Consider the following 26,026-nt stretch of genomic DNA (forward strand, 5'->3'; position numbering starts at 1 on the left):
GGCGGCAGAAGGTAGGCTGGAATCGGGCGGAGACAGCCGGAGAGGGAACAATGGGCACGCGTTTTGAAGACCGCACCGATGCCGGTGAACGGCTGGCGGCGGTGCTCACCCAGTTCCGGGAACGCCCCGACAGCATCGTCCTGGGGCTGGCCCGCGGCGGTATTCCCGTCGCCGCCGCGGCCGCCAAGGCCCTGTACCTGCCGCTCGGCGCCATTCTGGTCCGGAAACTCGGCATCCCCGGCCACGACGAAACAGCGTTTGGCGCGCTGGCGTGGTCCGGAGGCCGCGTAGTCCGCCTGCTCAACCGTCCCCTGATCACCCGCATACTGGACCACGGCGTCCGCCAGGAGTGGCTGGACGAGGTCGAGAAACGCGAGACGGCCGAGCTGCTCCGCCGGGCCGCAACTTACCCGGGGATCAGCAGCAATCTCACCGGCAAGACAGTCCTACTGCTCGACGACGGCCTGGCCACCGGAGCCACCATGCGCGCCGCCGTCGAGGCCGCCCGTTCCGGTGGCGCGGCACGCGTCGTCGCCGCAGCACCGGTGGGTTCGGTGGAAGCCTACGCGGCAGTGTCCAGGGTGTGCGATGCCGTGCTGTGCCTGCATCTGCCGGGGAAGTTCCGCGCCGTGGGCAGCTTCTACCGGCATTTCGAGCAGTTAGCCGATGAGGACGCCATCAGCCTGCTGAAACAGTAGGCGCCCCGCGGCAGCACCGGGACCGCACGGCGCTACCGGACTCGCGGCAAAACGGCGGGCCCAGGCCGGATAGCCGGAACCCGCCGTTCTGCGCTTCGGACAACCTTAGTGGTGGCTGCTGACGCCGAGCGGGTTGCCCTTTGTCTCCTTGGCAAGCAGAACCCCGGCCGCCGAAATTACGCACAGGATCATGATGTAGATGCCGATGGATCCGGTCCATTTGGTGCTCTGAAGCAACGCCTCGGCAATGGTCGCAGCGAACGCACCACCGAGGATCGCCCCGAAGGCGTACCCGATGGAGATGCCCGAGTAGCGGACATTGGCCGGGAACATCTCGGCGTACATGGCCGACATGGGGCCGTAGGAGAGGCCCAGGCCGATGGTCAGGACGAAGAGCGCCAGACCGTAAAGCAAGATGTTCCTGGTGTCGATCAGGGCAAACATCGGGATCATCCAGACGAAGATGATGGCATATCCGATCAGGAACGTCTTGACCCGGCCGATCCGGTCCGAGAGCCAGCCGCCTGCGAGCGTGAAGATCAGCCAGCCGAAGGATGCAAGCGTGGTGGCCAGCAGGATTTCCGGGACGGGCATCTTCAACGTCCTGGTGGCGTAGGAGATGAAGAAGGCGATCAACAGGTAGCCAGCGGCGTTGTTGCCGATGAAGATCATGGTCGAGTAGAGCACGGGCCTCTTATGGCTACGAATGAGCTCGCCGAGGGGGGCCCTGCTTTCGGCCTTCCGAGAGGCCATCTCCTGGAAGACGGGGCTCTCGGCCACAGCCCGGCGGATCAGGTATCCCACCACAATCAGCACGATGGACAGGAGGAAGGGCACCCGCCAGCCCCAGGCCGCGAAGTCTTCCTTGGACATGTTCGAGTTGAGGACAAACAGCAGGCCGGTGGCCAGGATCATGCCGACCGGAACCCCGATCTGCGGGTACGCACCGAACACGCCGCGGCGGCTCTTGGGGGCGTGCTCCACAGCCATCAGGGCAGCACCGCCCCATTCGCCGCCGGCGGAGAAGCCCTGGGCAATGCGGAGAAGGATCAGCAGGATGGGGGCCCAGACGCCGATCTGAGCATAAGTCGGAAGCATGCCGATCAGCGAAGTGGCTGCGCCCATCATCAGGAGGGTGAAGACCAACATGGCCTTGCGGCCTAGCCGGTCGCCGAGGTGGCCGGCAACCACCGCACCCAGCGGGCGGAACAGGAAGCTGATGCCGATGAGCGCGAAGGACAGGATCTGTGCCAGGCCCGGGTTGGATTCGTTCAGCGGGGCCAGGAACAACGGGGACAGCAGCGTGCCCGTCAGTTGGGCGAAGATGAAGAAGTCGTACCACTCGATGGTGGTGCCGACCAGCGTTGCTGCGAGGACCTTGCGTTCCTCGTGCTTGCTGCTCGGGCCCGCCTCGGAATCGACGCGTGAAGTTTCGGTCATTGGAACTCCGTGGCTTGGGGCAGCCTGGTTGAAGATTACGGCTGCCGACGGTGGATGCATACCGTCCGAATTACTGATCGAACGGTCAGTTAGTATAACGTTACGCGAAGATGTGATGAAACGCACTATATTTCCTGATTCTGCACACGGATCAGTTCCGCGGTTGAACGGCTTTTTCGAGAATCAGCACCGAGCGTTTCGAAATCAGCGCACAGTCCGAGTGTGGGAAGCACCGTCACGGCACACGGTCTGGGCCCGTGCAGCCGCCTAGGATGGAATCCATGACCCCCACCGCAGTCCCCTCCGGAGCAGCTCAGGCTTCGCCGTCCCAGACCCTGTCGCGCGGAATCCGGGCACTGGAAATCCTGGCCGCGGCGCCGGCGGCGTTGACCATTGCGGAACTTGCCGATGCCATGGGAGTTCACCGTTCTGTGGCCTACCGGATCCTGCGGACCCTGGAAGACCATTCCTTACTGGTGCGCGATGACGCGGGCAAGGTCCAGCCGGGGCCCGGGCTGGCTGTCCTGGCCCGTGGGGTTGCCCGCAACCTGCAGACGGCGGCCCTGCCGGAGCTGACACAGCTCGCCAATGCCCTGAACATGAGTGCGTTTGTGGCCGTCTGGGATCGCGATGACTGCGTCACCCTGGTCACCGTTGACCCGCGGCACACGGGCGCCGCCGTCGTCCAACATCCCGGCTCCCGGCATCCCATCAGCGCCGGCGCCCCCGGGCTTGCGATCCAGTCCGCCTATTCAGAAGCTGACTGGCAGGTGGCCGGACAGGGAATCCCCTACCGGCCCGAGGCCGGAACCGCTCGGCAGTTGGGCTTTGCCGCAAGCCACGATGAAGTCATCGCGGGCGTCTCCTCGTTGGCAGTTCCGGTCAAGGTCCCTGGAGGCCGGCCGGCCGCGCTGGCCGTCGTCTACATCCGGGCAGACCAGAATCCGGATGAAATCGCCGCTGCGCTGATGGCTGGTGCCGGGCGCATTGAGGCCCAGCTGGGCTGACCACCGCACGCACCGTCTGGCTGTGACCAGCGCCCAGCGGCCAGCGTCCAGCGGCCAGCGCCGGTCAGTCGCGTTTGCGGAGAATGACCGCCGCGGCGGCACCAAGAACCAGCAGTCCGCCTGCGGCAACCACAGGCACAATGAATGCCGTGTGGTAGCCGTGGGCCTGCGCGAGCTGGCCACCAACGGCGGCCCCTAACGCGGTGCCCGCCACGATCCCGCTCGCCAGGGCCGTCATCACGGTTCCCAGCCGTTCTGCAGGCGCCACCAGGCCTCCGATCGTGAAGACCGTGACCATCACGGGACCCACCGGCAATCCCAGGACCAGCAGCACCACGACCATGCCACCCAACGATCCCGGCACCAGAAGCAGCAACGCGAGCACCGTCATCAGTGCTGCGCTGACCAGCCACCGGACCGCCGGAGTGATGCGCTGGGGCCAGTACGCCACGGACAGGGCTGCAGCGGCAGAACTCAATCCCATGACTGCATACAACAGTCCGGCGATTTCGGAGGTGGCGAAACTCGCGGAGAAGGAGCTCAAGGCCGTCTGGGCGGACCCGAAGAAGGTGCCCATGGCCACCATTGCCAGGACGGGCAGTGCGACGACGGCGGGAATCCTGGCTGCCTTAGGCGAGGCTGCGGGGCCCCGGTTTACGGGAACCGCCTTGTGGGTGGAGTGCATGGCAAAAGCGGGCACCAGCGTAATAGTCATGGCTGCAGCCAGGGCCAACGGCAGCCAAGGGGCCACCAGGCTGGCCAGGATTCCCACAAGGGCCGGTCCCAGCACAAACGTCAGTTCATCGGCTGTGCCCTCGTAGGACAGGGCCGTGTCCAGGTCCCTGCCGGCCTTCGCTCCCTTGCCCCGCGATGTGAGCGCCATCCAGCGCACCCTGGCCAACGGACCTACCTGCGGGCAGCTGGCACCGGCAAGAAAGGCGGCGGCGATCACGGCCATGGGAAAGGACCCGGTTTCGGGAGCGGCCCAGGCCGTGCCGATCAGTGCCAGGACCGCCAAGGTGTTGAGCACCGCCGCAACCAGCAGAACGGGCCGCTGCCCCCTGCGGTCGGCGAGGGCACCAAAGACCGGAGCGCCAAGGGCCGAGCCGATCCCCACAGCACCAGCGGCAGTGCCGCCCAGAGCATAGGAGCCGGTCACGGACGTGACGAGGGTCAGGGCACCGACGGTCAGCATGGCCAGGGGCAGCCGGGCGAACAGACCCAGGGGGATAAAACTGCGGCCAGCGAGGTGCGGGAGCCTGGCGAACCGCCCGGTGGGCGGAGCCAGCGCAGCGGACGCCGGCGGTTCAGGAGAGAAAGTGTCGGGGGAAAGCGGCGCTTTCTGGGAAGCGGGCAGGGGGGACATCGTTGAAGATTTCAAGGTTCCGGGCTCGTTCAGTAATGCGCATCGTCCCTCCTCCCGATGCGCGCGACCCGGTAACTGTTCAATTGTATCGGCCTCTCAGGCCCAGTCCAGCCCTGTATGGCCGCAGTCACACCAGCGCCTCGGCGGCGTCGGAAATGCGCAGCGTGGAACCGTTCCGGCCCTTGAGCACCTGAAGTTGGGTGCCGATGCGCTGTTTCATCTCCCCAACGTGGCTGACCAGACCCACAACGCGCCCGCCGTCCCGAAGCCCTTCGAGGGCATCCATGACCTGTTCCAGGGATTCTTCGTCCAGGCTGCCGAAACCCTCGTCCACAAAAAGTGTCTCAATCTGGATGCCACCGGATTCCTGCTGGACAACGTCTGCCAGCCCCAGGGCAAGGGACAGGGACGCCATAAAGGATTCGCCACCGGAAAGCGTAGAAGTGTCCCGGCGGTGCCCGGTCCACTGGTCCACCACCTCCAGCCCCAACCCGGATTTTGCGCCGCGCGCGGCCTTGGCGTCTGAGTGCTGGAGCAGGTAGCGGCCATCGCTCATGGCGACCAGCCGTTCGGAAGCAGCCAACGCCACCTGTTCGAGCCGTGCTGCGAGGACGTAGCTGTTCAGGCTCATGCGGTAGTTGTTGTCTCCACGGCCGGCAGCGGTGTCAGCCAGGGCTGTCAGCATCTGGGCGCGTTCCCTGGGAACCCGCCCGGAACCGGCCAGCTGTTGGTAGTCGTTGCGGACAGCGGCCAGCGATTCCACACAGCGCGCGGCCACGCCGGCTGCTAGATCGGCGGCCCGTGCTTCCAGCCCGGCCTGCTCCACGGCAGCCTGCAGTTCCGCCAGGAGGGCTTCGTCCACCAAGGGATCTGCTGCCTCTTCAGTCAAAGCCAGCAGCAGATCCTCGGACGCGAACAGCTCGGCAATCCGCGCCTGTTCGTCCTGGCCGGCCCGGATCTCGGCCTGCAGGGCAGCAGCATCAGCATTCGAAAGCAGCTGTGCGCGGGCCGCCTCGCCCGAACTGAAGCCGGCGTCCGGCAACGCCAGTTCAAGCTGGGTCCGTGCTTCCTCGGCCCTGGCTTTGGCTCTGCTGAGCAAGGCCTGGGCCTCTACGGCCTTCTCCAACGTGGCGGCGGCGTCCTGCAGCGAGCGCAGCCTGTGTGTGAGGCTGCGGTGCCCGCCGCGCAGCGCAGAGAGGGCGCTGTCAAGGGACGCCAGCTGGTCCGCCAGTCCCGACAATTCAGCGGTGACCTGCGCGAGTTCGGCTGCCGCGCTGTGCATGGCGGAATCCGCTGCCGCAATGCGGGCCTCAGCGGCTTCAAGCTGCTGCCGGAGGTCCGCGAGGTTTTTCACCGCCAGCTGCGACTCGGCTGCGGCGGTGCGGGCGGACGCGAAGGCCGCCAGCGCATCCGCCTCGGGCATGTCCCCGCCCTGGCTGTCAAGGACAGCCACCAGCTGGTCCGCGTCGCCCAGCTCACGGGCCCGCGCTGCCAGTTTGGTCTCTGCGGCCTCATGGTCCTGCTGGGCAGCTTCCTCGGCCTGGCTGAGGCCCAGCGCAGATGCCGCAGCCTCCGCGGGAGCCGGGTGGTCCGCACTGCCGCAAACGGGGCAGGCCTCTCCCACGGCCAGCTGGGCGGCGAGTTCGGCGGCGGCGTTGGCGAGTCTTTCCTCGCGCAGGTCCAGCCAGCGGAGTTTCTTCTCGAGCTGGATCTCCCGGGACGCCGAGTGGCGCTCCGTGGCGAGTGCCTGCGCCGAGCGTGCAGCCGCGTAGCGCCGGACGACGTCAAGAAGTTCCCCGGCCGCAGCGGCTTCCTTGGCATGCAGGGTGGCGGCTGAGGCCAGTTCCACCAGGGGCTCCAGGCCTGCCGTCAGGGTTTCCTGCTCAGCGCGGAGGCCCTGCAGCGAAATGCCCAGGTCAATGTCCTTTTGTGTAAGTTCTTGCTGCTTCGCGGTGAGCGAGGCGCGCTTGGCAACCAGTGAATGAAGGCGTACCTCATCCGGCAACCTGGCTTCCACAACGGCCAACAGGGACCTGAGGCGGCTGAGCTCACCCTCAACGTCCAGCGCCCCGGCGGCGGAGAGCCCGGCACCGCCGTGTTCAGCATCCAGGGCGCCAAGGTCCAACTGGCCCAGTTCGGGGTCTTCATCCGCGGCCATCCGCAGCAGTGTGATGGCGGATTCCATGGCTCCCGCCGCGTGCCGGACCTGGGTCTGGCTGGACTGCACACCCTGCAGTTGGCCCGTGAGCACCTCGGCGCGGCGGTGTTGTTCGAGCCGGGCGCCATTGAGCTCCAGGGACGGCGAGATTGCCTCAGCGGCTGCTTTCCGGGACTCGGCAGCTGCCAGCTTGCGGTGGCGCTCCCGCCGCGCGGACTCGTTCTCCAGCCGGCCTGATGTGTGCCTCCTGACGGCCGCTGCGGCATCCGCCGCGACAGCCAGTTCCCCGGCGCGGTGGGCCACGGCTTCCTGCAGCCATTCGATCCGGGCCGCGGATTCCTCCTTGGCAGGAGCTGCAGAATCATCAATGGTGAGGGAGGCGGCCTCGGCTTCGGCCCGCGCCGCCAGCAGCTCGAGCTCTCCGTTCAGCCGGGCAATATGGTTCCGCGCGGCCTGTGCCTGCGCCGACAACTCCTGTTCCAGAGCTTCGAACCGCTGGGTGCCGAAGAGCTTCTGCAGCAGTTCCAGGCGATCGGCTGCCTTGGACCGCAGGAAGGCGGCAAAATCTCCCTGCGGCAGCATCACCACGCGGGTAAACTGTTCCCGGTCCATTCCCAGCAGGGCAGTGATTTCGGCGCCGGCTTCATCATTGCGTCCGGATCTCTCCGTCCACGTGCCGCTGATGCGTTCCCGGAGGAGCGTTTTGGCCTGCTGTGTGGTGAAACCGTTCTTTCCCCGGGCACTGGGTTTATCCCAGGCCGGCGACCTGGTGACTTCGAAGTGGCGGCCCTGGGCCGAAAACTCGCAGGTGACCGCCGGCTCCAGCGAAGGCTCGGCATGATCGCTGCGTAGCCGCTTGCCTTCCTGGCGTGCCCCCGGCACGGATCCGTACAGCGCGAAGCAGACAGCGTCCAGCACGCTGGTCTTCCCCGCTCCGGTAGGTCCGTTGAGGAGGAAGAGTCCGTGGGCGCTCAGCCGGTCGAAGTCGATTTCCTCGGTGCCCGCAAAGGGCCCGAAGGCGGAGATGACAAGGCGGTGGATCCTCATAGCGATGACTCCCTCAGGCGTACGTTATCCAGCGCCGCGGCAATGGCCGACTGCTCGGCGTCGTCCGCGTTCCGCCCCCGCACGTGATCGAGGAATCCACAGCAGAGCGAGAGATCATCCTGGGCTTCAGCGAGCCGGCTGCTGTAGCTTTTGGACGCCTTGACGGCGCCGCCCTGCGGATCAAACCCCAGGACCAGCGTGTCCGGAAAACGGGCCCGCAGCCGTTCCATGGCCTGCGCCGGCCGCTGCTCGTCCGTCAGTGTGATCTGGCAGTATGCCCCTTCGGCCCAGGAATGCTCTGCGGAGTCCAGGAGTTCCGAAATTTCGCCGCGGAGCACGGCCAGCTTCCGCGGCGCTTCCCACGACAGTTCCGATACGCCGGTCACGCCGTCCGGGCCGACGTCGATCAGCCAGCTTCCCTTGGTGTGCTTGGCTTCGGAGAACGAGTAGGCCAGCGGCGATCCCGAGTACCTGACCTGTGGCGACAGGGTCTGCCGGCCGTGCAGGTGCCCCAGTGCGGTGTAGCTGAATCCGTCGAACAGGTCCAGGGGCACGGCTCCGACTCCCCCGATGCTGAGGTCCCGCTCGCTGTCGGAGCTGATCCCGCCGCTGGCGAACGTGTGGGCGAGGACCACCGAGTGGACAGTTCCCGCAGCGCTGCGCTCCTCGAGATCCGCCCGGATGCGGTCCGTGGCGGCGCGGGTGACTTCGAAGTGGCTGGCGGTCTCCACGCCGAGTTGTTCGGCGACGAGGCGCGGTTCCAGCCAGGGGATTCCGTAGATGGCCAGAACGGCGCCGGACGCAGCACCGGCACACGCGCCCAGCGGCAGGACGACCGGCTGGTCCAGGTCCGCCAGCCTGGTCCGCAGGTGGACGCCGCCACGTTCCAACAGCCGGGAGGCAAATCCGAGCCGGATGGCGGAGTCGTGGTTGCCGGATGTCAGCACCACCGTGGCACCGGCTGCTGTCAGCCGCACCAAGGCATCGTCCAACAGCCCCACAACGTCGACGCCGGGCAGGGCGCGGTCGTAGACGTCGCCGGCGATCAGGACGACGTCGACGGCGTTTTCAGTGACGGCGCTGACGAGCTGATCAACGAATGACCGTTGGGCGTCCAGCATCCCGACGCCGTGGAAGGACCTGCCCAAGTGCCAGTCCGATGTGTGCAATAACCGCATATTCTTACGCTAGCGGCTGCCACCGACAGTTTAGGACACCGCCGCAACAGGCCGTGGCCCGGTCAGGCCAGCTAGCCGCGCTTTCCGTCGAAGAATTCCTGGGCCTCGTCGCGGCTGTTCGGCTGGTCCGCGGTGCCATGAACCGCGGACTTGGCCGAGGCGGTTGTCTTGGCAGGCGCGGCGGCCTCGTCAGCGACGTCAGCCTCGTAGGGATCGCCGTCAGCATCCTCGTCGTCAAAGTCCTCAACGTCGTCGGCGCTGTCGTCCAGCACTGACCCGTCAGCAGCCGAGGCCGTACTTGCAGCAACAGGGCCGGCGAACCCACGGAAGGCCAGCCCGGCGATGGCCGCGCCCGCCAAGGGAGCCACCCAGAAGAGCCACAGCTGCTCAAGGGACCAGCTGGAGCTGAAGAGGGCCGAGGCCGTGGCTCGGGCGGGGTTGAACGGCGCGTTGCCTACGGACAGGCCCAGCTGCAGCAGGACGGCGAAGGCGAGGCCCACGGAAGCGGCAGCTGCCGTTTTGTTGATGTTGTTGCGTGCCGTGGTGCCCAGGAAGACGGCGACCAGAATCGCAGCCCCGAGTACTTCCAATAGGAGCACACCGGCGAGGGGCGCCTGGATGATGGAATGTTCGCCGAAGCCGGCGGTCACGGTGTCGAACGCCGTTCGGCTGTCCTGGATGCCGGGCAGCGTCCGCAGGATGCCAAAGAGTGCGAGGGCGCCCAGGAGCGCGCCCACCAACTGCGCGCCGACGTACGCGGCGGCGTCACCGAGCCGGATCCGGCCGGCGACGGCGTGGCCGACGGTTACCGCCGGGTTGAAGTGTCCGCCGGAAACGTAGCCGAAGGCCAGCATCGCCGCGGTCACTGCCAGGCCTGCTGCGAGCGCGGCCGGCAGCGGGCTGGACTGCGGGATGGAGAACAGCGGGACGCCCAGCCCTGCCACCACGATGAAAAGGCTGCCAAAGGCTTCCGCAGACAGTCTGGACACCAGCCCGTGCCGGATTTCGCCACCGCTGCCGGCAGTCAGCCCGGAGGCGGGATCACGGTGGACGGGCACAGGCGTGGTCATGGTGGGGCAATCCTTATCGTTGGGGTTTGGTGCCTTTGCATTCTGCCAAGGGATTCTGGGCGTTGGCTGAGTCCGAGGTTAGTGGACGGACGGCGTGGCACCCCAGGCGAGTTCCATCGCCCCCCCGCGGTAAATTTACTGTCATGAGCATCGAACCGGGCGCCGTTGCCGCGCCTCCGCTGAAGTCCCGCATCCACGGCTGCCTCCTGGGCGGCGCTTTAGGAGACTCGCTGGGCTACGCAGTGGAGTCCGACTCGATCGAGGCCATCCGCCGGCGCTTCGGCACGGCGGGCCTGACGGACCTGGCGGCCCTCGACGGCGGCAGCCACTTTTCGGACGACACGCAGCTGACGCTGTACACCGTGGACGGGCTGGTGGAGGTGCTCGAATGGGCCAATGACGGCGTGGGCGCCGATGCGAACGCCTGCGTGTGGCTGGCTTATCTCCGCTGGCTGGACACCCAGGGTGAGTCTGTGCCGCCGCAGGCCCCGGCACAGCCGCCACGGTGGATCGATGGCAACGAGGTGCTGAGGCACCGCCGCGCCCCGGCAGAAACGTGCATCAGCGGCCTGGCCACCGGTGAAATGGGAACGGTCTACCGGCCGGTGAACCCTGACTCGAAGGATCGCGGAACGGTGATGCGGTCGGCCCCGTTCGGCCTGATTCCCTACATCTCGTCCGACGCCGTCTATAAGTTGAGTGCCGACGCCGCCTCCCTGACGCACGGCCATCCGTCCGCCCGGCAAAGTGCCGGCAGCTTCAGCCTCCTGATCCACCGCCTGGTGGCCGGTATCACGTTGGCGGACGCCGCCACGGCGCTCCTGGAGGAGGTACGTGGCCTGAAGGATGTGGCGGCGGAACTTCCCGAGCGGCTTGAAGCGGCCATCCGCTGCGCGGGAACAGGCATCCTGTCACCGGAGGAACTGGTCCGGCAGCTGGGCGACGGGTGGGTCGCGGAGGAGGCGTTCGCCGTCGGGCTTTACGCGGTCCTGGCCACAGCGCCTGATGCAGACTCCACCCTGTCGCCGCAAGACCATTTCCGGGCGGCCATTGCGCTGGCCGTCAACCACAGCGGAGGCAGTGGTTCCACGGGATCCATCGCGGGAAACATCCTGGGCGCTTACTACGGCGAAGAGTGCCTTCCCCCGGAATGGCTCGACGCCCTCGAAGCGACGGACGTCATCCGCGGCATGGCCGATCTGCTGGTGGGGGTTACGACCGCTTAAGCGCCACGTTGTTGCAGGCCTCGCAGATGTCCTCCGGGATCAGGCCCCGGCGCTGCAGCACTCCGAAGATGACGCAGCCCAGGCAGAATCCGGCGAAAGCCTCCAGCGAGGCAGCTGCAATAAGAACAGCCAGCAAGATCCAGGCGGCGGGGGCGGCTCCGGCAAGGAACAGGAGCAGTGCCGTAGTGGACACCACCGTTCCCATGCCCTGGGCGAAACGTTTGGGCGGTCCGGGAACCAGGCGTGCGCTGCCCAGCCGCGGCGCCAGGACCTTGACGGAGAGCAATGCCAGTGGCGAGATCCGTGGTCCGAAGAGCACCCGCAGCCAGAAGCCCGCGGCGATCAGCACCAGTCCCCACACGGACCCGCTCAGCAGTGTGGCGCCGGCCAGCAGCACCACCAGGCCCGCGGTGATCCGGGCCGCGTATTCATTGACGGGGTTGGGAAAGGCGAACACGGCGGACCAGTTAATTCCGGTTGTTGGGCCGTCCGTTGGTTTGCTCATCCTGCAAGGCTAGGAGCCGGGTCTGCCGCAGGGAAGATTTGTTGCGCCGGATGAACCATGCACCCTGTCAATGCAGCCGGATCCCTGCAGCTGGACAAGCAGCGGCTCAGCCGCCCATCATCTGCAGGAACTCGCCTTCGGAGAGCACTTCGATGGGCTGGCCGCGGTCGTGGAGCTCCAGGACGCGCCGGGCCTTGCCGGTCAGCCTGCCGGACCGCAGGTCCGCGGCCACAAAGCCGTCGCCCACCACCAGCACCGTGGTGCGGGCTGTCACGCGGCTTTCCGGCCGGGCACCCAGCTCGGCGGAACGCACCTTTGCTTCCGGCCGGGCCATGGAGAGCTCGCCGGTGAAGACAACGGTCTGGCCGTACAGCGGGTGGGAGGGTTCGGCGTCGGCATTGGGGACGGGGTTCTCCCCCTCCTCCGGCCACCCGGACTGGAACGGGCGCAGCAGCGCGGCGCTGTTTCCGCCGGCGGCGGCGCCGGCCAGGGCGGTCAGGCTGGCCTTGGACAGGACATCGCGTGCCGGGTCAAACGCCTCCTGATGCGGCAGGACCAGGCCCAGAGACAGGTAGAGCTCGGCGATGCTGTTGGCGTTGTTCCGAGCAGCGATATCGATCAGGATGCCGGCGCAGGCCCTGGCGTCCTCTGCTGCATCGTGATGGTTGACCAGCGGCACGCCGGCTTCCTCCGCCGCGAACGGCAAAGAATTGGAGACCAGGGAGTAGCAGCGCCGGGCCAGCATCACCGTACAGACGTAGTCGTAGGCAGGGCCCGGCAGGCCGGAGACCTCAAGCCCGGAACGGATCACGCCCAGGTCAAAGGCCGCGTTGTGTGCCGCCAGGATGTCGCCCCCGATAAAGGCGCCAATCTCCGGGAACAGCTCACCGAAGCGGGGACGGCCGGCCACGTCTGTGGCCTTGATGCCGTGGACCCGGACGTTGTGGTACTCGAAGTGGTCATGGTTGACCGGCGGCCGCATCAGCCATGATGCCTCGTCCACCACACGCCCGCCCCGGACTTTCGTCAGGCCAACCGCGCACGGTGAACCCCGGAAGCCATTGGCCGTCTCGAAGTCGATCGCCGTAAAGTCCAAACCCACGGCCCATACATTACCGCCGGACAGAGCCGTTCCCGTGTCACCGGGGCGGCCCTGTCGCGCATGTCACGCGTTCGACGCCGGGCGGCGCGGGTGCGTCAAGTACCCTGAGAAGGTGAACATTCTTGCGATCAGCGACGTTGCCGCGCCCATGCTGGGAGGTGCAGGACCGGTCCAGCCGCAGCTGGCTTCCTTCCTGCCCGACTGGCTGAACCCCCAGATTTTCCTGGCCGATCCAGCACTTGCGCCCTGGGTGGTGCTGCTGGTCTGCGGAATTGTCTTTGCCGAAACCGGCCTGCTGGTCGGATTTTTCCTTCCCGGCGACTCAATGCTGTTCACCGCCGGACTGCTGGTGGCAACGGACACCATCCAGTTCAATGTCTGGCTCCTGGCGCTCCTGATCACCGTTTCCGCCATCATCGGCAACCAGGCCGGCTACCTGATCGGTTCCAAGGCCGGTCCCGCCATCTTCAACAAGCCGAACTCCCGCCTCTTCAAGCGCGAAAACGTGGAGAACGCCCACGCCTTTTTCGAAAAGCACGGCGGCAAGGCACTGATCCTGGCCCGCTTCGTGCCGATCATCCGGACGTTCGTGCCCGTGATCGTCGGCGTGGCCCAGATGGACAAAAAGAAGTTCTTCCTGTTCAACGTGATCGGCGCGGTCCTATGGGGCAGCGGCGTCACCCTGTTGGGCTACCTGCTCGGCGACAGGGTCCCGTGGGTCCGGGAGAACCTGGACATCATCTTCATCGTCATCGTGCTGATCTCAGTGATTCCGATCGGCATCGAAGTACTCCGCGGGCTCTCGGCCAAGCGCCAGGCTTCCACGTTCGGCACTGACGCCGTCGACGAATTCATTGAGGAACATGCTCCCGTCGAAGAGCGCAAGACCAACCTGGACTAATTCGTTGCAGCGTCGCTGGCCGGCGCTGGATCCAGGACAAGGCTAAGGGAGCCCCACCGTGGTGGGGCTCCCTTAGCTGTTAACGCGTTTCGGGTGTGCGCGCTACTGCCGCGCCAATGCGTCGACGATAGCCGGCAGGAGGGCCCGGAAGGCCTGCCCACGGTGGCTGATGGCGTTCTTTTCCGCCGCCGACAATTCGGCGCAGCTGCGGTGCTCACCGGCTGGCTGCAGCACGGGGTCGTAGCCGAAGCCGCCCTCACCGCGGGGTTCGCGCAGGAGGGTCCCCTCAAGCTGGCCGTACTCCACCACTTCGCGGCTCCCGGCACCGGGTCCCGGGACCGCCAGGGCCGCAGCGCAGACAAAGGCGGCCCCCCGGTGCCCGTCCGGGACATCGGCGAGCTGGTCCAGCAAAAGCCTCAGGTTGGCGGCGTCGTCACCGTGCCGGCCAGACCAGCGCGCGGAAAAGATTCCCGGCGCCCCGCCCAGCACGTCCACGGCCAGCCCCGAATCATCGGCGATGGCCACCAGTCCGGTGGCCTCGGCCACGGCCCGCGCCTTCAACAGCGAATTCTCGGCGAACGTCACACCGGTTTCGACGACGTCGGGCGCACCTGCCGCCGCGGCGTCCACCACCTGGGTGTCGACGTCGAGCCCGGGGACCTGGCCCCGCAGCAACTCGCGGAGCTCCTTGAGCTTGCCTTTGTTGTGCGTGGCCAGGACGAGGCGAAGCACGGGCGCGCTGCCGGATTCAGCGTTCACGGGGTTCGGGTTCACAGTGCGTCTGCGAGGGTTTCGCGCTGGATCGCCGCCAGTGCGGTGGTGCCCATCAGGGCCAGGTCCAGCAGTTGGTTCAGTTCGTCGCGGTCGAAGGGTGCGCCCTCGGCGGTGCCCTGGACTTCCACGAACTTCCCGGAGCCGGTGACCACTACGTTCATGTCGGTTTCGGCGCGGACGTCTTCAACGTAGGGCAGGTCAAGCATGGGCACGCCGTCGATGATGCCCACCGAAACGGCTGCGATCGTGTCGATCAGGGGCTGGGCGTTCTTGGCGATCAGTTTGTTGTCGCGGGCGAACCGGATGGCGTCCGCAAGTGCCACGTAGGCGCCGGTGATGGCCGCGGTGCGGGTTCCGCCGTCGGCCTGGAGGACGTCGCAGTCCAGGACGATCGTGTTTTCGCCCAGGGCCTTGGTGTCAATGATGGAACGCAGCGAGCGTCCGATCAGCCGGGAAATTTCGTGGGTCCGCCCGCCGATTTTCCCCTTGACGGACTCGCGGTCGGAACGGGTGTTGGTGGCCCGTGGAAGCATGGCGTATTCCGCCGTGACCCAGCCGCGGCCTTCGCCCTTGAGCCAGCGCGGCACTCCTGCCGTCAGGGACGCCGTGCACAGGACCCTGGTGTTGCCGAATTCGATGAGGGCCGATCCCTCGGCCTGCTTGGACCATCCGCGGGTGATGCTGATGGGGCGGAGCTGGTCGGGGGCGCGGCCATCGGCGCGCACTACGGGCACTGCGGTTGTTTCAGAAGTCATGCCTTTAGCTTATCGACTCGGGGCGATCCGTCCCGCAGTAGAGAGGACAGTCGACCACGCAGGGCGGCGGACCAGAGAAGTATTGGATCAGACGGTGTAGTGCACACCGGCCACGGCAACGGCCACGTCGCCGCCGAACACGGGGCGCGCTTCGGCCATCACAGTGGTGGGCGAAGTCCACACGGGGATGTGCGTGAGCAGCAACCGGCGTGCGCCTGCGCGCCCTGCAGCCTCTCCGGCGCGTTTTCCGGTCAGGTGGACATCCTTGATGTCGTCGTCGCGGCCTTCCTCAAAGGCGGCCTCGCACAGGAACAGATCAGCATCCTTCGCTGCTTCCTCCAGCCCGGCACAGGAATCGGTGTCCCCGGAATAGGTGAGGACCCGGCTGACCGGATTTCCCTGCTTGTCCGGTTCTGTCACTTCCACCCGCAGGGCGTAGGCCTCCTCCACAGGGTGGTTCACCGCGAACGGCGTCACGGTGAACGGCCCCACCGTGACGGATTCGCGTTCGGTCCAGTTGGTGAAGTCGAATTCCTCGTGCATCCCTGGATCCAGCTCCAGGCCGTAGGCGGTGGCCATCCGGTCCGCCGTCGCGGCTGGGCCCCAGACCGGAATCCTGCCGCGTCCCCAACCGCCGGGCTTCCAGCGGACCGCCACGTGCAGCCCGCACAGGTCCATGCAGTGGTCCGGGTGCAGGTGGGTCAGGAAGATCGCGTCGATGTCTTCAAGGTCCGTGTAACGCTGGATGGCGCCCAGGGCTCCGCTGCCCAGGTCCATCACGATCTTCCAGGTCCGCTCGCCGTCGTTGGCGGTCAGGAGGTAGCAGGACGCCGGCGAGCCGGGGCCGGGAAAGGATCCGGTGCAGCCGACGATGGTGAGCTTCACTGGGCAGGACCTCCGGCCCGGTGGGCGCCAACGAAGTTCGAAATCCTGGGTCCCGACGACGATTGCCGGGCGCTGGCGGTCTGCGCGGCGGCGATCATCTCGGGGGTGATCCGGGCCAGGCTGCCGGTGGGGTACTGGGCCGCCACGTGGTCCACATGCCTGACGGACAGGACCTCCGGGCCCAGGAAACGGCGGGCCAGCGTTTCGAACTGGCTGGCGTCACCGGTGGCGATGAAGTGGTGTTCCGGGGGTGTCGCGGCGGTGCGCTGAAGATCGTGGGTGGCGAGGGCCCGGTACACGTCCTTGGCAGTTTCCTCGGCGCTGGACACCAGCGTCACGGCGTCGCCCATCACGAAGGAAATGACGCCGGTCAGCAGCGGATAGTGTGTGCAGCCCAGCACCACGGTGTCCACGCCGGCTGCCTTCAGCGGCGCCAGGTACTCTTCGGCGATGGCCAGCAGGGCGGGTCCGGTGGTGATCCCGGCCTCCACGTAGCTCACGAACTCCGGGCAGGCCACGGACGTGATCGTCAGGTCCGGCGCGGCGGCGAACGTGTCTTCGTAAGCCCGTGAACCAACAGTGGCGGAGGTTCCGATGACGCCGATGCGCCCGCTCCGCGTTGCAGCGACCGCCCGCCGGACGGCCGGCTGGATCACCTCGATAACGGGGATGCCGTATTTTGCCGTGTACCGCTCGCGGGCGTCCCGCAGGACAGCGGCCGACGCCGAGTTGCAGGCAATGGTCAGAAGCTTGACGCCGGAATCCACCAGTTCGTCCATCACACCCAGGGCGTTGGCGCGGACTTCGGCGATGGGCAACGGCCCGTAGGGCCCGTTGGCAGTATCCCCCACATAGAGGATGGACTCATTGGGGAGCTGGTCGATGATGGACCGCGCCACGGTCAGTCCGCCGACGCCGGAATCAAAGACGCCGATGGGGCGGGACCCCACCGGGCCGGTGGTGCTGCTGGCTGCGGAGTCCGATGCGGCTGCGTCTGACGGATCCATGCTCGAGGCTGTAGTCATGATTATTCGAGGATAGGTCTTCCCCGGGGCCGCAGCCATCACATTGTGGCGCCCGACTCATGTCAAATTTGTCACACTGGCGGACGTATCACGGAAGAGGACAGCTGTTCAGGCCCGGGAATCCAGGGACTGGAGCATCGCCTGGACCAGGGATTCCTGCAGCCAGGTGGTGAAGTTGTACACCAGGGCGAGGTAGCTTTCCACGTCCTCGGCCTGGGACCAGTCCTGCATCAGGTGCACGTGTTCGGCATCCTCTTCATCGCGGATATCCAGGCGCTCCGCCAGCACCAGGCGCACATCGTTCAGTGCCATGGACCAGAGCCTGGCCCCTTCAGCGGTGAGGACCACTTCGTCCTTGTCCAGGTCCAGCGCGGCGGCGCGCAGCGCGCCGATCTTGGTTTCGCGCAGCGAGCGCTCGGTGAGCTGGCGGAACTCCAGGGACGCGCCGTCGTCGTTCTTCATCACGTTGGGCAGCAACCGCTTAACCGCACGGTCCGTCGGTTCCTGGACATCCATGTCCAGTCCGATCAGGGCGGCGAGCGGATCCTGGCTGGCGTGTTCGGCCGGCTGGAGCATGGAGATGACGTCATCGATCAGGCTGCGGAGCAGTTCCCGTTCGGCGGGTTCCAGGAACCCGGTGATGCCTTTGAGCCCGTATTTGAATGCCTTAGCCACGTTTCCCCTTGCCCTGCCCGGACCCGCCGGATTTTCCTGAGTTTTTGGAGTTTCCACCATTCCCGCCGGTGGCCTTCTCCACCGTGGCCCAGAGGCCGAAGCCGTGCATGGCCACGGCATGCCGCTCAACCTGTTCCTTGCTGCCGTGCGCAACAATGGAACGGCCCTTTTTGTGGACTTCCATCATCAGCTTGTTGGCTTTGGACTCGGAGTAGCCGAAGTAGCTTTGGAAGACGAAGCTGACATAGCTCATCAGGTTGACGGGATCGTTCCAGATCACCAGGTTCCAAGGGATGTCCGGGGCGGTCAGGGAGTCGGTGGACGCCTCTGTCCCGGTCCGGGTGCCCTCCTGTGTATCAGGGCCGAGCGCAACGCTTAAGGTCATCTGTCCATTCTATGGGGAGCATGGGCCCACGCCGGCGAGGGCCCCGCGGCGAAGCGCAGCGAGACGAGGGAGCCGGTGGGTGGGCCCACGCCGGCGAGGGCCCCGCGGCGAAGCGCAGCGAGACGTGGGAGCCGGTGGGTGGGCCCACGCCGGCGAGGGCCCCGCGGCGAAGCGAAGCGAGACGAGGGAGCCGGTGGGTGGGCCCACGCCGGCGAGGGCCCCGCGGCGAAGCGAAGCGAGACGAGGGAGCCGGTGGGGACTAGAGTGAATTTCGTGAGTACCTCCGCCGGCTGGGACCATCCCCGCACGTCCTTTTACACAGACCACTACGAACTGACCATGCTGCAGGCGTCGCTGCATTCGGGCGCCGCACACCGCCGTTCGGTCTTCGAGGCCTTTGCCCGGCGCCTGCCCGACGGCCGGCGGTACGGGATTGTGGCGGGAACAGGCCGCCTGCTGGAAGGCATCGCCAACTTCCGCTTCGGCGAAGCGGAACTGGACTACCTGGGCCGGACCGGCGTGGTCAACCAGGACACCCTGGACTACCTGGCGAACTACCGGTTCTCCGGTGACATCTGGGGCTACCCGGAGGGCGAAGCATACTTTCCCAACTCCCCCATCCTCATTGTTGAATCAACGTTTGCCGAAGCCTGCATGCTGGAGACCTACCTGCTCTCGGTCCTGAACCATGACAGTGCCATCGCCTCCGCCGCATCCCGCATGATCACCGCGGCCGGCAACCGGCCCTGCATCGAAATGGGATCCCGGCGCACGCACGAGGAATCGGCGGCAGCGGCCGCCCGCGCCGCCGTCATCGCCGGATTCGACAGCACCTCCAACCTCGAGGCCGGCATCCGCTACGGCATCAAGACGGTGGGCACCGCCGCACACTCCTTCACGCTTCTGCATGACACCGAACGGGACGCCTTCGAGGCGCAGATCGCCTCCCTCGGTCCCGGCACCTCGCTGCTGGTGGACACGTACGACGTCGAAGCGGCGGTGCGTGCCGCCGTCGAGTTGGCGGGGCCCAAGCTGGGGGGCGTCCGGCTGGACTCCGGGGACCTCGTGGCCCAGGCCCAGTGGGTCCGGCAGCTGCTGGACGAGCTCGGCAATGTGAACACGAAGATTGTGGTTACCTCGGACCTGGACGAGTTCGCCATTGCCGCGCTGCAGTCCGCTCCGGTGGATTCGTACGGCGTGGGCACGTCCCTGGTCACCGGCTCCGGTGCACCCACCGCGAGCATGGTCTACAAGCTCGTCAGCCGCACCGACGACGCCGGCAACTTCGTCTCCGTAGCGAAGGCCGCCAAGAACAAAACCAGCATGGGCGGCCGCAAATATGCGCTGCGCAAGCTCAACGAGCGGGGGGTCGCCACCCAGGAAATCGTGGGCATCGGCCATCGCCCCGAAGACGACGGCAACGACCGGCCACTGCTTCAGCAGTTTATGAAGAACGGCGAGCTGCTGCCGGGCTGGACCGGACACGAGGGCGTGGTCCGCGCCCGCCAGCGGCATGCGGACACCATGGCCGAACTGCCCGGCGTCGTCAACCGCCTGCAGCGCGGCGAGCCTGCTATCCCCACTCTCTATGAAGAAAACTGAGGAGAACTGATGTCCCGCGCCCTGATTATCGTTGACGTCCAGAACGACTTCTGCGAAGGCGGCTCCCTGGCCGTGGCCGGCGGTGCCGACGTTGCCGGGGCCATCAGCGAGTACGTGGACGCCCATCACAACGAGTTCGACCATATTATTGCCACCCAGGACTGGCACATCGATCCCGGAGCGCATTTTTCCGACGCGCCCGACCTCAAGGACAGCTGGCCCCGGCACTGCGTCGCCGGCACGCGCGGCGCCGAACTCCATCCGGACCTGGACACCGAATACATCCAGGCCTACTTCCAGAAGGGCCAGTTCACCGCGGCGTACTCTGGCTTTGAGGGACTGCTGGCCCCTGAGGACGCCGTCCCCACCGGGGAACGCCAGCCGGGCGCTATGCCCGCTGACCCGGATGCCTACGCCCCGGCGGACAACGCCATCGGACTGGACGACTGGCTGCAAAGCCACGACGTGGAGGACGTTGTACTGGTGGGGATCGCCACGGACTACTGCGTTATGGCCACCTCGCTGGACGCGGTCCAGGCCGGCTACTCCGTCACGGTCATCCGTTCACTCACCGCCGGCATCGCCAAAGACCTAGAGGATGCCGTCGCCGAAATGGAGCTCGGCGGCGTCGAAGTCGCCTGACGCCTGATACCAGCCGCCTGACTGCGCCTGAAACCTGACATAGGACCAAGAACAAGCGTGGCCCGGGATGCACACCACCGGGCCACAACTGTCTTCTGGGCCGCTACTTCCGGCCGATGAACCAGTCCTGCAGCTTGCGCAGCCTGGACTGGAGCTGTTCCTCGTTCGCCTGGGCCACGGGCGGGCCGCCGCAGACCGTCCGCAGCTTGGTGTGCACCACGCCGTGCGGGGTTCCGGTCCGCGCCGACCAGGCCGCCACGTTTTTGGCCAGCTCGTTGCGCAGGTCCATCAGCATCCGGTGGTCCGGTATGGCCGGCGCGGCGGCGGCCGGCTCGGCTGCCGGCGCACGCCGGTTCTTGCGGTTGAGCTGTTCGTGCTGGCGCTGCCGAAGCAGCGTTCCCACCTGCTCGGCGTCCAGCAGCCCGGGGATGCCCAGAAAGTCCAGTTCGTCCTCCGAGCCCACTTCTCCCCCAGTGCCGAACTCGCCGCCGTCGAACAATACGCGGTCGAAGGACGCCTGCGAGTCGAGGGCCTCGAATTTTCCCTTGGTGAGGCTGTCGGACGCCTTGTCCTCCCGGTTGGCCTCCTCCATCAGCGAGTCCTCGGGATTGAACAGGCCGTCGCTGTCCTCTTTCTCGGGGCGGTCCAGCGCGTGGTCGCGTTCTGCCTCCATCGAGTTGGCCAGGGCCATCAGCGTCGGCACGGACGGCAGGAAGACCGAGGCCGTTTCCCCGCGCTTCCGGGCACGCACAAAGCGGCCCACCGCCTGGGCGAAGAATAGCGGCGTGGAGGTGGACGTCGCGTAGACGCCGACGGACAGCCGGGGCACGTCCACGCCTTCTGACACCATCCGGACGGCAACCATCCACCGTTTCTCGCTCACGGTGAATTCCTCGATCTTGCTGGAGGCTTTGGCGTCGTCGGAAAGGATCACGGTGGGTGATTCGCCGGTGATGCGTTTCAGCTGCCCGGCATAGGCCCTTGCATCATCGTGGTCCGTGGCGATGACCAGCCCGCCGGCGTCCGGAACCGTGCGGCGCACTTCGCTGAGGCGTTTGTCCGCCCCCGCCAGGACAGCGGGAATCCATTCGCCGGTGGGGTTGAGGGCTGTGCGCCACGCCTGCGACGTGATGTCCTTGGTGACCGCGGCCTCGCCGAGGGAAGCCGCCATTTCCTCGCCGGCACTGGTGCGCCACCGCATCTGGCCCGAGTAGGCCATAAACATGACGGGGCGCACCACGTGGTCACGCAGGGCGTTGCCGTAGCCGTACGTGTAGTCAGCTTTCGAGCGCCGGATGCCGTCCTTGTCCTGCGCGTATTCAACAAACGGGATGGGCGAGGTGTCGGAACGGAACGGCGTACCGGTGAGGGAGAGCCGCCGTGTCGCAGGGTCAAACGCTTCGCGGAGGCCATCGCCCCAGGACAGGGCTTCGCCGCCGTGGTGGATCTCGTCAAGGATCACCAGTGTGCGGGCGGCCTCGGTCTTGGCCCGGTGCAGCATGGGTTTGCTGGCCACCTGCGCATACGTGACGGCCACACCAACAAAACCGCGGCCGTGCTGGCCGTCGGAGTTCTTGAAGTTGGGGTCGATCGCGATGCCCACCTTGGCAGCGGCGTCGGCCCACTGCCGTTTCAGGTGGTCCGTGGGCGCCACAATGGTGACCCGGTTGACCGCCCCGGAATCGATGAGCATGGAGGCCACGCGCAACGCGAAGGTGGTCTTGCCGGCGCCGGGAGTTGCTACGGCCAGAAAGTCGCGGGGACCGGTCCTGAAGTAGAGGTCAAGGGCTTGCTGCTGCCAGGCACGGAGTTTTTGGGCGGTACCCCAGGCTGCGCGTTCCGGATAAGCCGGTGGCAGGGTGGGGCCGCCAAAGAGCGTCTCCGTCACTACTTGTTGTTGCCCGAGTCCCCTCCGGGACCCTTGCCGCCGTCGTTGCCCGGGCGGAGGCCGTCATAAACCTCTTTGCACATGGGGCACACCGGGAACTTCTGCGGATCCCGGCCTGGTGTCCACACCTTGCCGCAGAGGGCAATGACAGGGTCACCCGTCAACGCGGATTCCATGATTTTTTCCTTGCGCACGTAGTGCGAGAAGCGTTCCCGGTCACCGGGCTCCACTTCCTGGCGCAGCTCTTCGCGCTCGATGGTTGCCGTGGACGTTCCAGCCCCGGAAAGCTCGCGCATCGGGTCGTTTTCGAGAGGGTCCGTCATGCTAGTCATGGCATCCATCTTAGCGTCCCGGGAGGGCGGACGTTCGACGGCGGGAGGACCGTTTTCCACTCACCGCGCCGTTTGCCGTCGCCCGTTCCGCGCAACGCGGTACCCGCCCACCCGTGGCGTGTGGCCTGAATTACAGCCCCCGGAGTTACAGATCCTGCCATGCAGGCTTGTGATCGTATGTGTGCCGGTAGAAGTCAGCGAGCTTCAGCGACGACGCCGCAGCCTCATCCACCAGGATGGTGGCGTGCGGATGGAACTGGAGGACCGAAGCCGGGCAGATGGCGGCAACGGGCCCCTCCACGAAGTCGCGGACCGCCGGCGCTTTCTGCGCCCCGGTGGCGATGAGGACAACGTGCCGGGCCTCGAGAATGGTGCCTAGCCCCTGGGTCACCACGTGGTGGGGCACCTCTGCCAGGCTGGTGAAGAACCGGGCGTTGTCGCGGCGCGTCTGCTCGATCAGCGTTTTGATGCGGGTCCGGGATGCGAGCGAGGACCCGGGCTCGTTGAACCCGATGTGGCCATCCGTGCCTACGCCCAGGAGCTGCAGGTCCACTCCGCCCGCCGCCCGCATGGCGTCTTCGTAGTCGCGGCAGGCCGCGGCCAGGTCAACGGCCGCGCCGTCAGGCGTATGGACGTTGCCTTCGGCGATGTTGACGCGGCTGGTGAATTCCCGCCGGATGACTTCCCGGTAGGACTCCGGATGCCCGTGGGCAAGCCCCACGTATTCGTCCAGGGCAAAGGCGTGGGCATTGCTGAAGTCCAGTCCGTCATTCTGATGCCGCGCCTCCAGCTCGTCGTAGACGGGCAGCGGCGATGACCCCGTGGCGAGGCCCAGCACACTGGCTGGCTTCCGCCGGAGCAGGGCCTCGATGGCGTCGGCGACGAGCCGTCCGATCTGTTTGCTGCCCTGGAGGATGACAACTTCCATGTTGGCCGCCTTTCTGGTGCATTTCGGAATCAGCGGTTGACGGTCAACTGGGCCAGCATTTCGGGGCCACGGGCCTCCAGCCAGCGGCCACCGATCCTGATGCCCAGCACAAAAAGTACCAATCCCAGGATGGGGCCCACTGCAAGGTTGAGCCATCCGAAGACCGGATTTCCCGTCACGCTTTGGGCAATGACCAACGCGGCTTCCGGAAGCACCAGGATGGACAGGACACCCATGCCGCCGAACTGCACGGCCATGGTCTGGCCGACGCTGCCGGGGGGCTTCTTGAACGGGCTGTCCCCGGGCAGTGGCACTGCGACGTTGTACCGCGCCGAGACTACCGACGAGAGGCCAAGACCGGTCAGCAGAATTCCTACCGACAGTCCCAGCACGCCGGGCAGCCATTCCCAGCTGCCGGTGAACATAAACGGCACCACGGAAAAGACGAGCACCACCGGGACGGCAAGAATCAGGCAGGCCAAGGCCCGGCCCAGCCGGTCGGGGACACCCCGTACGCCCGTGGCAAGGTGAAGCGCGAACGCTGTGTTGTCGTAGGAAACGTCGGCGGAGATCGACCAGGCCATAAGGAAAGCGGTCAACGGGCCCAGCATCGCGAGGATCCCGAAGCTGTCCCCCTGGCTCGCCTGGAAGAACATCACCACGGCCAGCAGCGGAATCACAATGAGCGATCCGCCGTAACGGGGATCCCGCAGCCAGTAGGTCAGGGCCCGGGCTGTAACGGCTCCGGTAGGCGTGGCGGGCAGGAGCGCGAACAGCCCCAGCTTGCCGCCCTTCCGGCTCCCGCTCCCCTGGTACGGAGGGTTAACGAGAGCACGTTCCAGGAGGACTTTCCAGCACCATGCAAGTCCCGCGAGGGTGAGCAGCGAAATGAGCAGCTTCACGGCGGCCTCGGCGGGCCGTCCGGCGTCGACGTCGCCGCCCAGGGACCAGGCAGCGCCGAGCGGCGTCCAGGCTAGCGTCCGGGCAAAGTCAGGCAGGAACCCGGCGGACGCTGAGATCCCCTGCGACACCCCCGCAACAATGGGGCCCATCAGAATCAACGGAACCATAAAAACAATGCCGCTGACGTCCTTGAAGCGCCGCGACGCCGCCAAGCTGGCCGTGGCGGTGGTGACCACTTTAGACAGCACAATGCACGTCAAAACACCGAGGGCCGCTCCCAGTAAGGCGGCCACGGCAGGAACGAAGCCACGCGCCCACGTGCCCACGGTGGCCAGCGCAACAAGTGACGTGGCTACCCCCGGAATTCCGATCAGGCCGCCCAGGGCCAAGCCGGTCAGGAGCTGCCGCATGGGGACAGCAAATGTGGTGAAGCGGGCGGGATCGAGGGTCATGTCGGTTGCCGAAACCGCCACCGGGACGATCCCCCAGCCCAGGATGGCAGCTGAACCGCCAAGCACTATGGCCGTGTACGCCAGCTCGTTGTTCTCCTGCCGCAACATCACCAGGGCCACAACGAGAGCACCCACGATGAAGAGCGCATAGAGGACGCCGAACGCCAGGCCCACGAGCTGCCAGGGGCTGCGGCGGAGGCCGTTCCGCAGCAGCGTCAGCTTGAGCCTTAGGAGGTGCGCAACCATTCCAGGCCCTCCGTGTGGTTGCGTCCGCCGACAAGCTGGACAAACCTTTCCTCCAGCGTTGCCCCGGCGCGGACTTCGTCCACGGTCCCGGCAGCGAGAAGCCTTCCGGCCGCCACCACGGCGACGTGGTCGCACATCCGCTGGACCAGGTCCATCACGTGGCTCGAGACGATCACCGTCCCGCCGGAGGCTACATAACTGTCCAGGATGGAGCGGATGTTGGCGGCCGAGACGGGATCCACGGACTCGAAGGGTTCATCGAGCACCAACAGTCTCGGGGCGTGGATCAGTGCCGACGCCAGGGCTATCTTTTTTGTCATGCCGGCCGAATAGTCCACCACGAGAGTGCCGGCGTCCTCGTTGAGGTCCAGGGCGGACAACAGCTCCCCCACGCGGGAGGCCACCACGTCTTTGTCCATGCCGCGCAGCAGCCCGGCGTAGGTGACCAGCTGTTCGCCGGTGAGCCGGTCAAAGAGGCGGACACCGTCAGGGAGAATGCCCATCAGTTTCTTTGCTTCCAGCGGCCGGGCCCAGACGTCAACCCCGTGGACAATGGCTGTGCCGAAGTCGGGCCGCATCAGGCCGGTGGCCATAGACAACGTTGTGGTCTTGCCGGCGCCGTTGGGTCCCACGATGCCAAAGAACGAACCCGCCGGGACGTCGAGGCTGATACCGTCCACGGCGATTTTTCCGCCGAAACGCTTGGCGAGCCCGCGGATGGACAGGGCAGGAACGGGCCCGGTGTGCGCCACCGGATCAGAGTGGGGATCAGGATGCGGAGCAGTCATAACGCCAGCCTAGACCCAGGGCCCTGCCGAGGGGGTCCTCCCGCAGGA

At 66.5% G+C, this 26,026-nt stretch carries 24 protein-coding genes; 6 read left to right on the forward strand and 18 right to left on the reverse strand.

Annotated features, from left to right (window positions below; genetic code table 11):
- The first annotated feature begins 50 nt into the window (after positions 1–50).
- Positions 51–698 (forward strand): phosphoribosyltransferase, encoded by a 648-nt coding sequence (locus ACZY1F_RS14440; RefSeq protein ID WP_463942456.1) that lies wholly within the window; start codon positions 51–53, stop codon positions 696–698.
- Between the two features lie 105 nt (positions 699–803).
- On the opposite strand, the gene ACZY1F_RS14445 is transcribed toward ACZY1F_RS14440, so the two are convergent.
- Complete coding sequence (locus ACZY1F_RS14445) at positions 804–2,138, reverse strand: MFS transporter (protein ID WP_463942458.1); 1,335 nt, start codon at positions 2,136–2,138, stop codon at positions 804–806.
- Between the two features lie 281 nt (positions 2,139–2,419).
- Here ACZY1F_RS14445 and ACZY1F_RS14450 point away from each other — a divergent pair, with 281 nt between their 5' ends.
- Positions 2,420–3,145, forward strand: a complete 726-nt coding sequence (locus ACZY1F_RS14450; protein ID WP_463942460.1) for an IclR family transcriptional regulator — start codon at positions 2,420–2,422, stop codon at positions 3,143–3,145.
- 64 nt (positions 3,146–3,209) lie between these two features.
- Here ACZY1F_RS14450 and ACZY1F_RS14455 read toward each other — a convergent pair whose 3' ends face one another.
- From ACZY1F_RS14455 to ACZY1F_RS14470, 4 genes are all read right to left on the reverse strand, one after another.
- The gene (locus ACZY1F_RS14455; RefSeq protein ID WP_463942462.1) at positions 3,210–4,511 is read right to left on the reverse strand and encodes an MFS transporter; all 1,302 of its coding nucleotides are present in this window, start codon (positions 4,509–4,511) and stop codon (positions 3,210–3,212) included.
- A 127-nt stretch (positions 4,512–4,638) separates the two neighbouring features.
- The gene (locus ACZY1F_RS14460) at positions 4,639–7,716 is read right to left on the reverse strand and encodes an AAA family ATPase (RefSeq protein ID WP_463942464.1); all 3,078 of its coding nucleotides are present in this window, start codon (positions 7,714–7,716) and stop codon (positions 4,639–4,641) included.
- A complete protein-coding gene (locus tag ACZY1F_RS14465) occupies positions 7,713–8,894 on the reverse strand; it encodes an exonuclease SbcCD subunit D (RefSeq protein WP_463942466.1) in 1,182 nt (393 codons plus the stop codon). Before ACZY1F_RS14465 ends, ACZY1F_RS14460 begins: the two co-directional genes overlap by 4 nt.
- Positions 8,895–8,965: 71 nt before the next feature.
- On the reverse strand, positions 8,966–9,964 hold the full coding sequence (locus ACZY1F_RS14470) for an MIP/aquaporin family protein (protein ID WP_463942468.1): 999 nt from the start codon (positions 9,962–9,964) through the stop codon (positions 8,966–8,968).
- A 143-nt stretch (positions 9,965–10,107) separates the two neighbouring features.
- Here ACZY1F_RS14470 and ACZY1F_RS14475 point away from each other — a divergent pair, with 143 nt between their 5' ends.
- Positions 10,108–11,190, forward strand: a complete 1,083-nt coding sequence (locus tag ACZY1F_RS14475; RefSeq protein WP_463942469.1) for an ADP-ribosylglycohydrolase family protein — start codon at positions 10,108–10,110, stop codon at positions 11,188–11,190.
- Here ACZY1F_RS14475 and ACZY1F_RS14480 read toward each other — a convergent pair.
- Both ACZY1F_RS14480 and ACZY1F_RS14485 read right to left on the reverse strand, forming a co-directional pair.
- Positions 11,177–11,695: a DUF4395 domain-containing protein gene (locus ACZY1F_RS14480; RefSeq protein ID WP_463942470.1), complete on the reverse strand. Its 519-nt coding sequence runs from the start codon at positions 11,693–11,695 to the stop codon at positions 11,177–11,179. The two genes, ACZY1F_RS14475 and ACZY1F_RS14480, sit on opposite strands and share 14 nt — an antisense overlap.
- A 106-nt stretch (positions 11,696–11,801) precedes the next feature.
- Positions 11,802–12,797 carry a 3'-5' exonuclease gene (locus ACZY1F_RS14485; RefSeq protein WP_463942472.1) on the reverse strand — a complete coding sequence of 332 codons (996 nt, stop codon included), beginning with the start codon at positions 12,795–12,797 and terminating at the stop codon, positions 11,802–11,804.
- A 148-nt stretch (positions 12,798–12,945) separates the two neighbouring features.
- Between ACZY1F_RS14485 and ACZY1F_RS14490 the strand changes: the two genes are divergently transcribed.
- On the forward strand, positions 12,946–13,698 hold the full coding sequence (locus ACZY1F_RS14490) for a DedA family protein (protein WP_463942607.1): 753 nt from the start codon (positions 12,946–12,948) through the stop codon (positions 13,696–13,698).
- Between the two features lie 102 nt (positions 13,699–13,800).
- On the opposite strand, the gene rdgB is transcribed toward ACZY1F_RS14490, so the two are convergent.
- From rdgB to clpS, 6 genes are all read right to left on the reverse strand, one after another.
- Positions 13,801–14,457, reverse strand: a complete 657-nt coding sequence (rdgB, locus tag ACZY1F_RS14495; RefSeq protein WP_463942474.1) for an RdgB/HAM1 family non-canonical purine NTP pyrophosphatase — start codon at positions 14,455–14,457, stop codon at positions 13,801–13,803.
- A gap of 11 nt (positions 14,458–14,468) precedes the next feature.
- Entirely contained in the window at positions 14,469–15,227 is a 759-nt protein-coding gene (gene rph, locus ACZY1F_RS14500; protein WP_463915035.1) for a ribonuclease PH, read from the reverse strand.
- An 87-nt stretch (positions 15,228–15,314) separates the two neighbouring features.
- Positions 15,315–16,112, reverse strand: a complete 798-nt coding sequence (locus ACZY1F_RS14505) for an MBL fold metallo-hydrolase (RefSeq protein ID WP_463915036.1) — start codon at positions 16,110–16,112, stop codon at positions 15,315–15,317.
- Positions 16,109–17,176, reverse strand: coding sequence for a glutamate racemase (gene murI, locus ACZY1F_RS14510; RefSeq protein ID WP_463942475.1), 1,068 nt, complete (start codon positions 17,174–17,176; stop codon positions 16,109–16,111). Before murI ends, ACZY1F_RS14505 begins: the two co-directional genes overlap by 4 nt.
- Before the next feature lie 69 nt (positions 17,177–17,245).
- The gene (locus ACZY1F_RS14515; RefSeq protein WP_463942477.1) at positions 17,246–17,812 is read right to left on the reverse strand and encodes a DUF2017 domain-containing protein; all 567 of its coding nucleotides are present in this window, start codon (positions 17,810–17,812) and stop codon (positions 17,246–17,248) included.
- Positions 17,805–18,197 (reverse strand): ATP-dependent Clp protease adapter ClpS, encoded by a 393-nt coding sequence (clpS, locus tag ACZY1F_RS14520; protein WP_463915039.1) that lies wholly within the window; start codon positions 18,195–18,197, stop codon positions 17,805–17,807. The genes ACZY1F_RS14515 and clpS overlap by 8 nt, the downstream gene beginning before the upstream one ends.
- A 273-nt stretch (positions 18,198–18,470) precedes the next feature.
- On the opposite strand from clpS, the gene ACZY1F_RS14525 reads away from it, so the two are divergent.
- Both ACZY1F_RS14525 and ACZY1F_RS14530 read left to right on the forward strand, forming a co-directional pair.
- Positions 18,471–19,799, forward strand: coding sequence for a nicotinate phosphoribosyltransferase (locus tag ACZY1F_RS14525; protein ID WP_463942478.1), 1,329 nt, complete (start codon positions 18,471–18,473; stop codon positions 19,797–19,799).
- Positions 19,800–19,808: 9 nt separating this feature from the next.
- Complete coding sequence (locus ACZY1F_RS14530; RefSeq protein ID WP_463942480.1) at positions 19,809–20,441, forward strand: isochorismatase family protein; 633 nt, start codon at positions 19,809–19,811, stop codon at positions 20,439–20,441.
- A gap of 103 nt (positions 20,442–20,544) precedes the next feature.
- Here the strand turns inward: ACZY1F_RS14530 and ACZY1F_RS14535 are convergent, their stop codons facing one another.
- From ACZY1F_RS14535 to ACZY1F_RS14555, 5 genes are all read right to left on the reverse strand, one after another.
- Positions 20,545–22,329 (reverse strand): DEAD/DEAH box helicase, encoded by a 1,785-nt coding sequence (locus ACZY1F_RS14535; RefSeq protein ID WP_463942481.1) that lies wholly within the window; start codon positions 22,327–22,329, stop codon positions 20,545–20,547.
- Positions 22,329–22,670, reverse strand: a complete 342-nt coding sequence (locus tag ACZY1F_RS14540; protein ID WP_056349372.1) for a DUF3039 domain-containing protein — start codon at positions 22,668–22,670, stop codon at positions 22,329–22,331. Before ACZY1F_RS14540 ends, ACZY1F_RS14535 begins: the two co-directional genes overlap by 1 nt.
- A 136-nt stretch (positions 22,671–22,806) precedes the next feature.
- Positions 22,807–23,589 (reverse strand): glucosamine-6-phosphate deaminase, encoded by a 783-nt coding sequence (gene nagB, locus ACZY1F_RS14545; RefSeq protein ID WP_463942482.1) that lies wholly within the window; start codon positions 23,587–23,589, stop codon positions 22,807–22,809.
- A gap of 29 nt (positions 23,590–23,618) precedes the next feature.
- Positions 23,619–25,190, reverse strand: a complete 1,572-nt coding sequence (locus tag ACZY1F_RS14550; RefSeq protein ID WP_463942484.1) for a transporter — start codon at positions 25,188–25,190, stop codon at positions 23,619–23,621.
- Complete coding sequence (locus ACZY1F_RS14555; RefSeq protein ID WP_463942485.1) at positions 25,172–25,978, reverse strand: ABC transporter ATP-binding protein; 807 nt, start codon at positions 25,976–25,978, stop codon at positions 25,172–25,174. Before ACZY1F_RS14555 ends, ACZY1F_RS14550 begins: the two co-directional genes overlap by 19 nt.
- Positions 25,979–26,026 lie beyond the last annotated feature (48 nt).

The sequence above is a fragment of the Pseudarthrobacter xylosi genome (assembly GCF_055412765.1).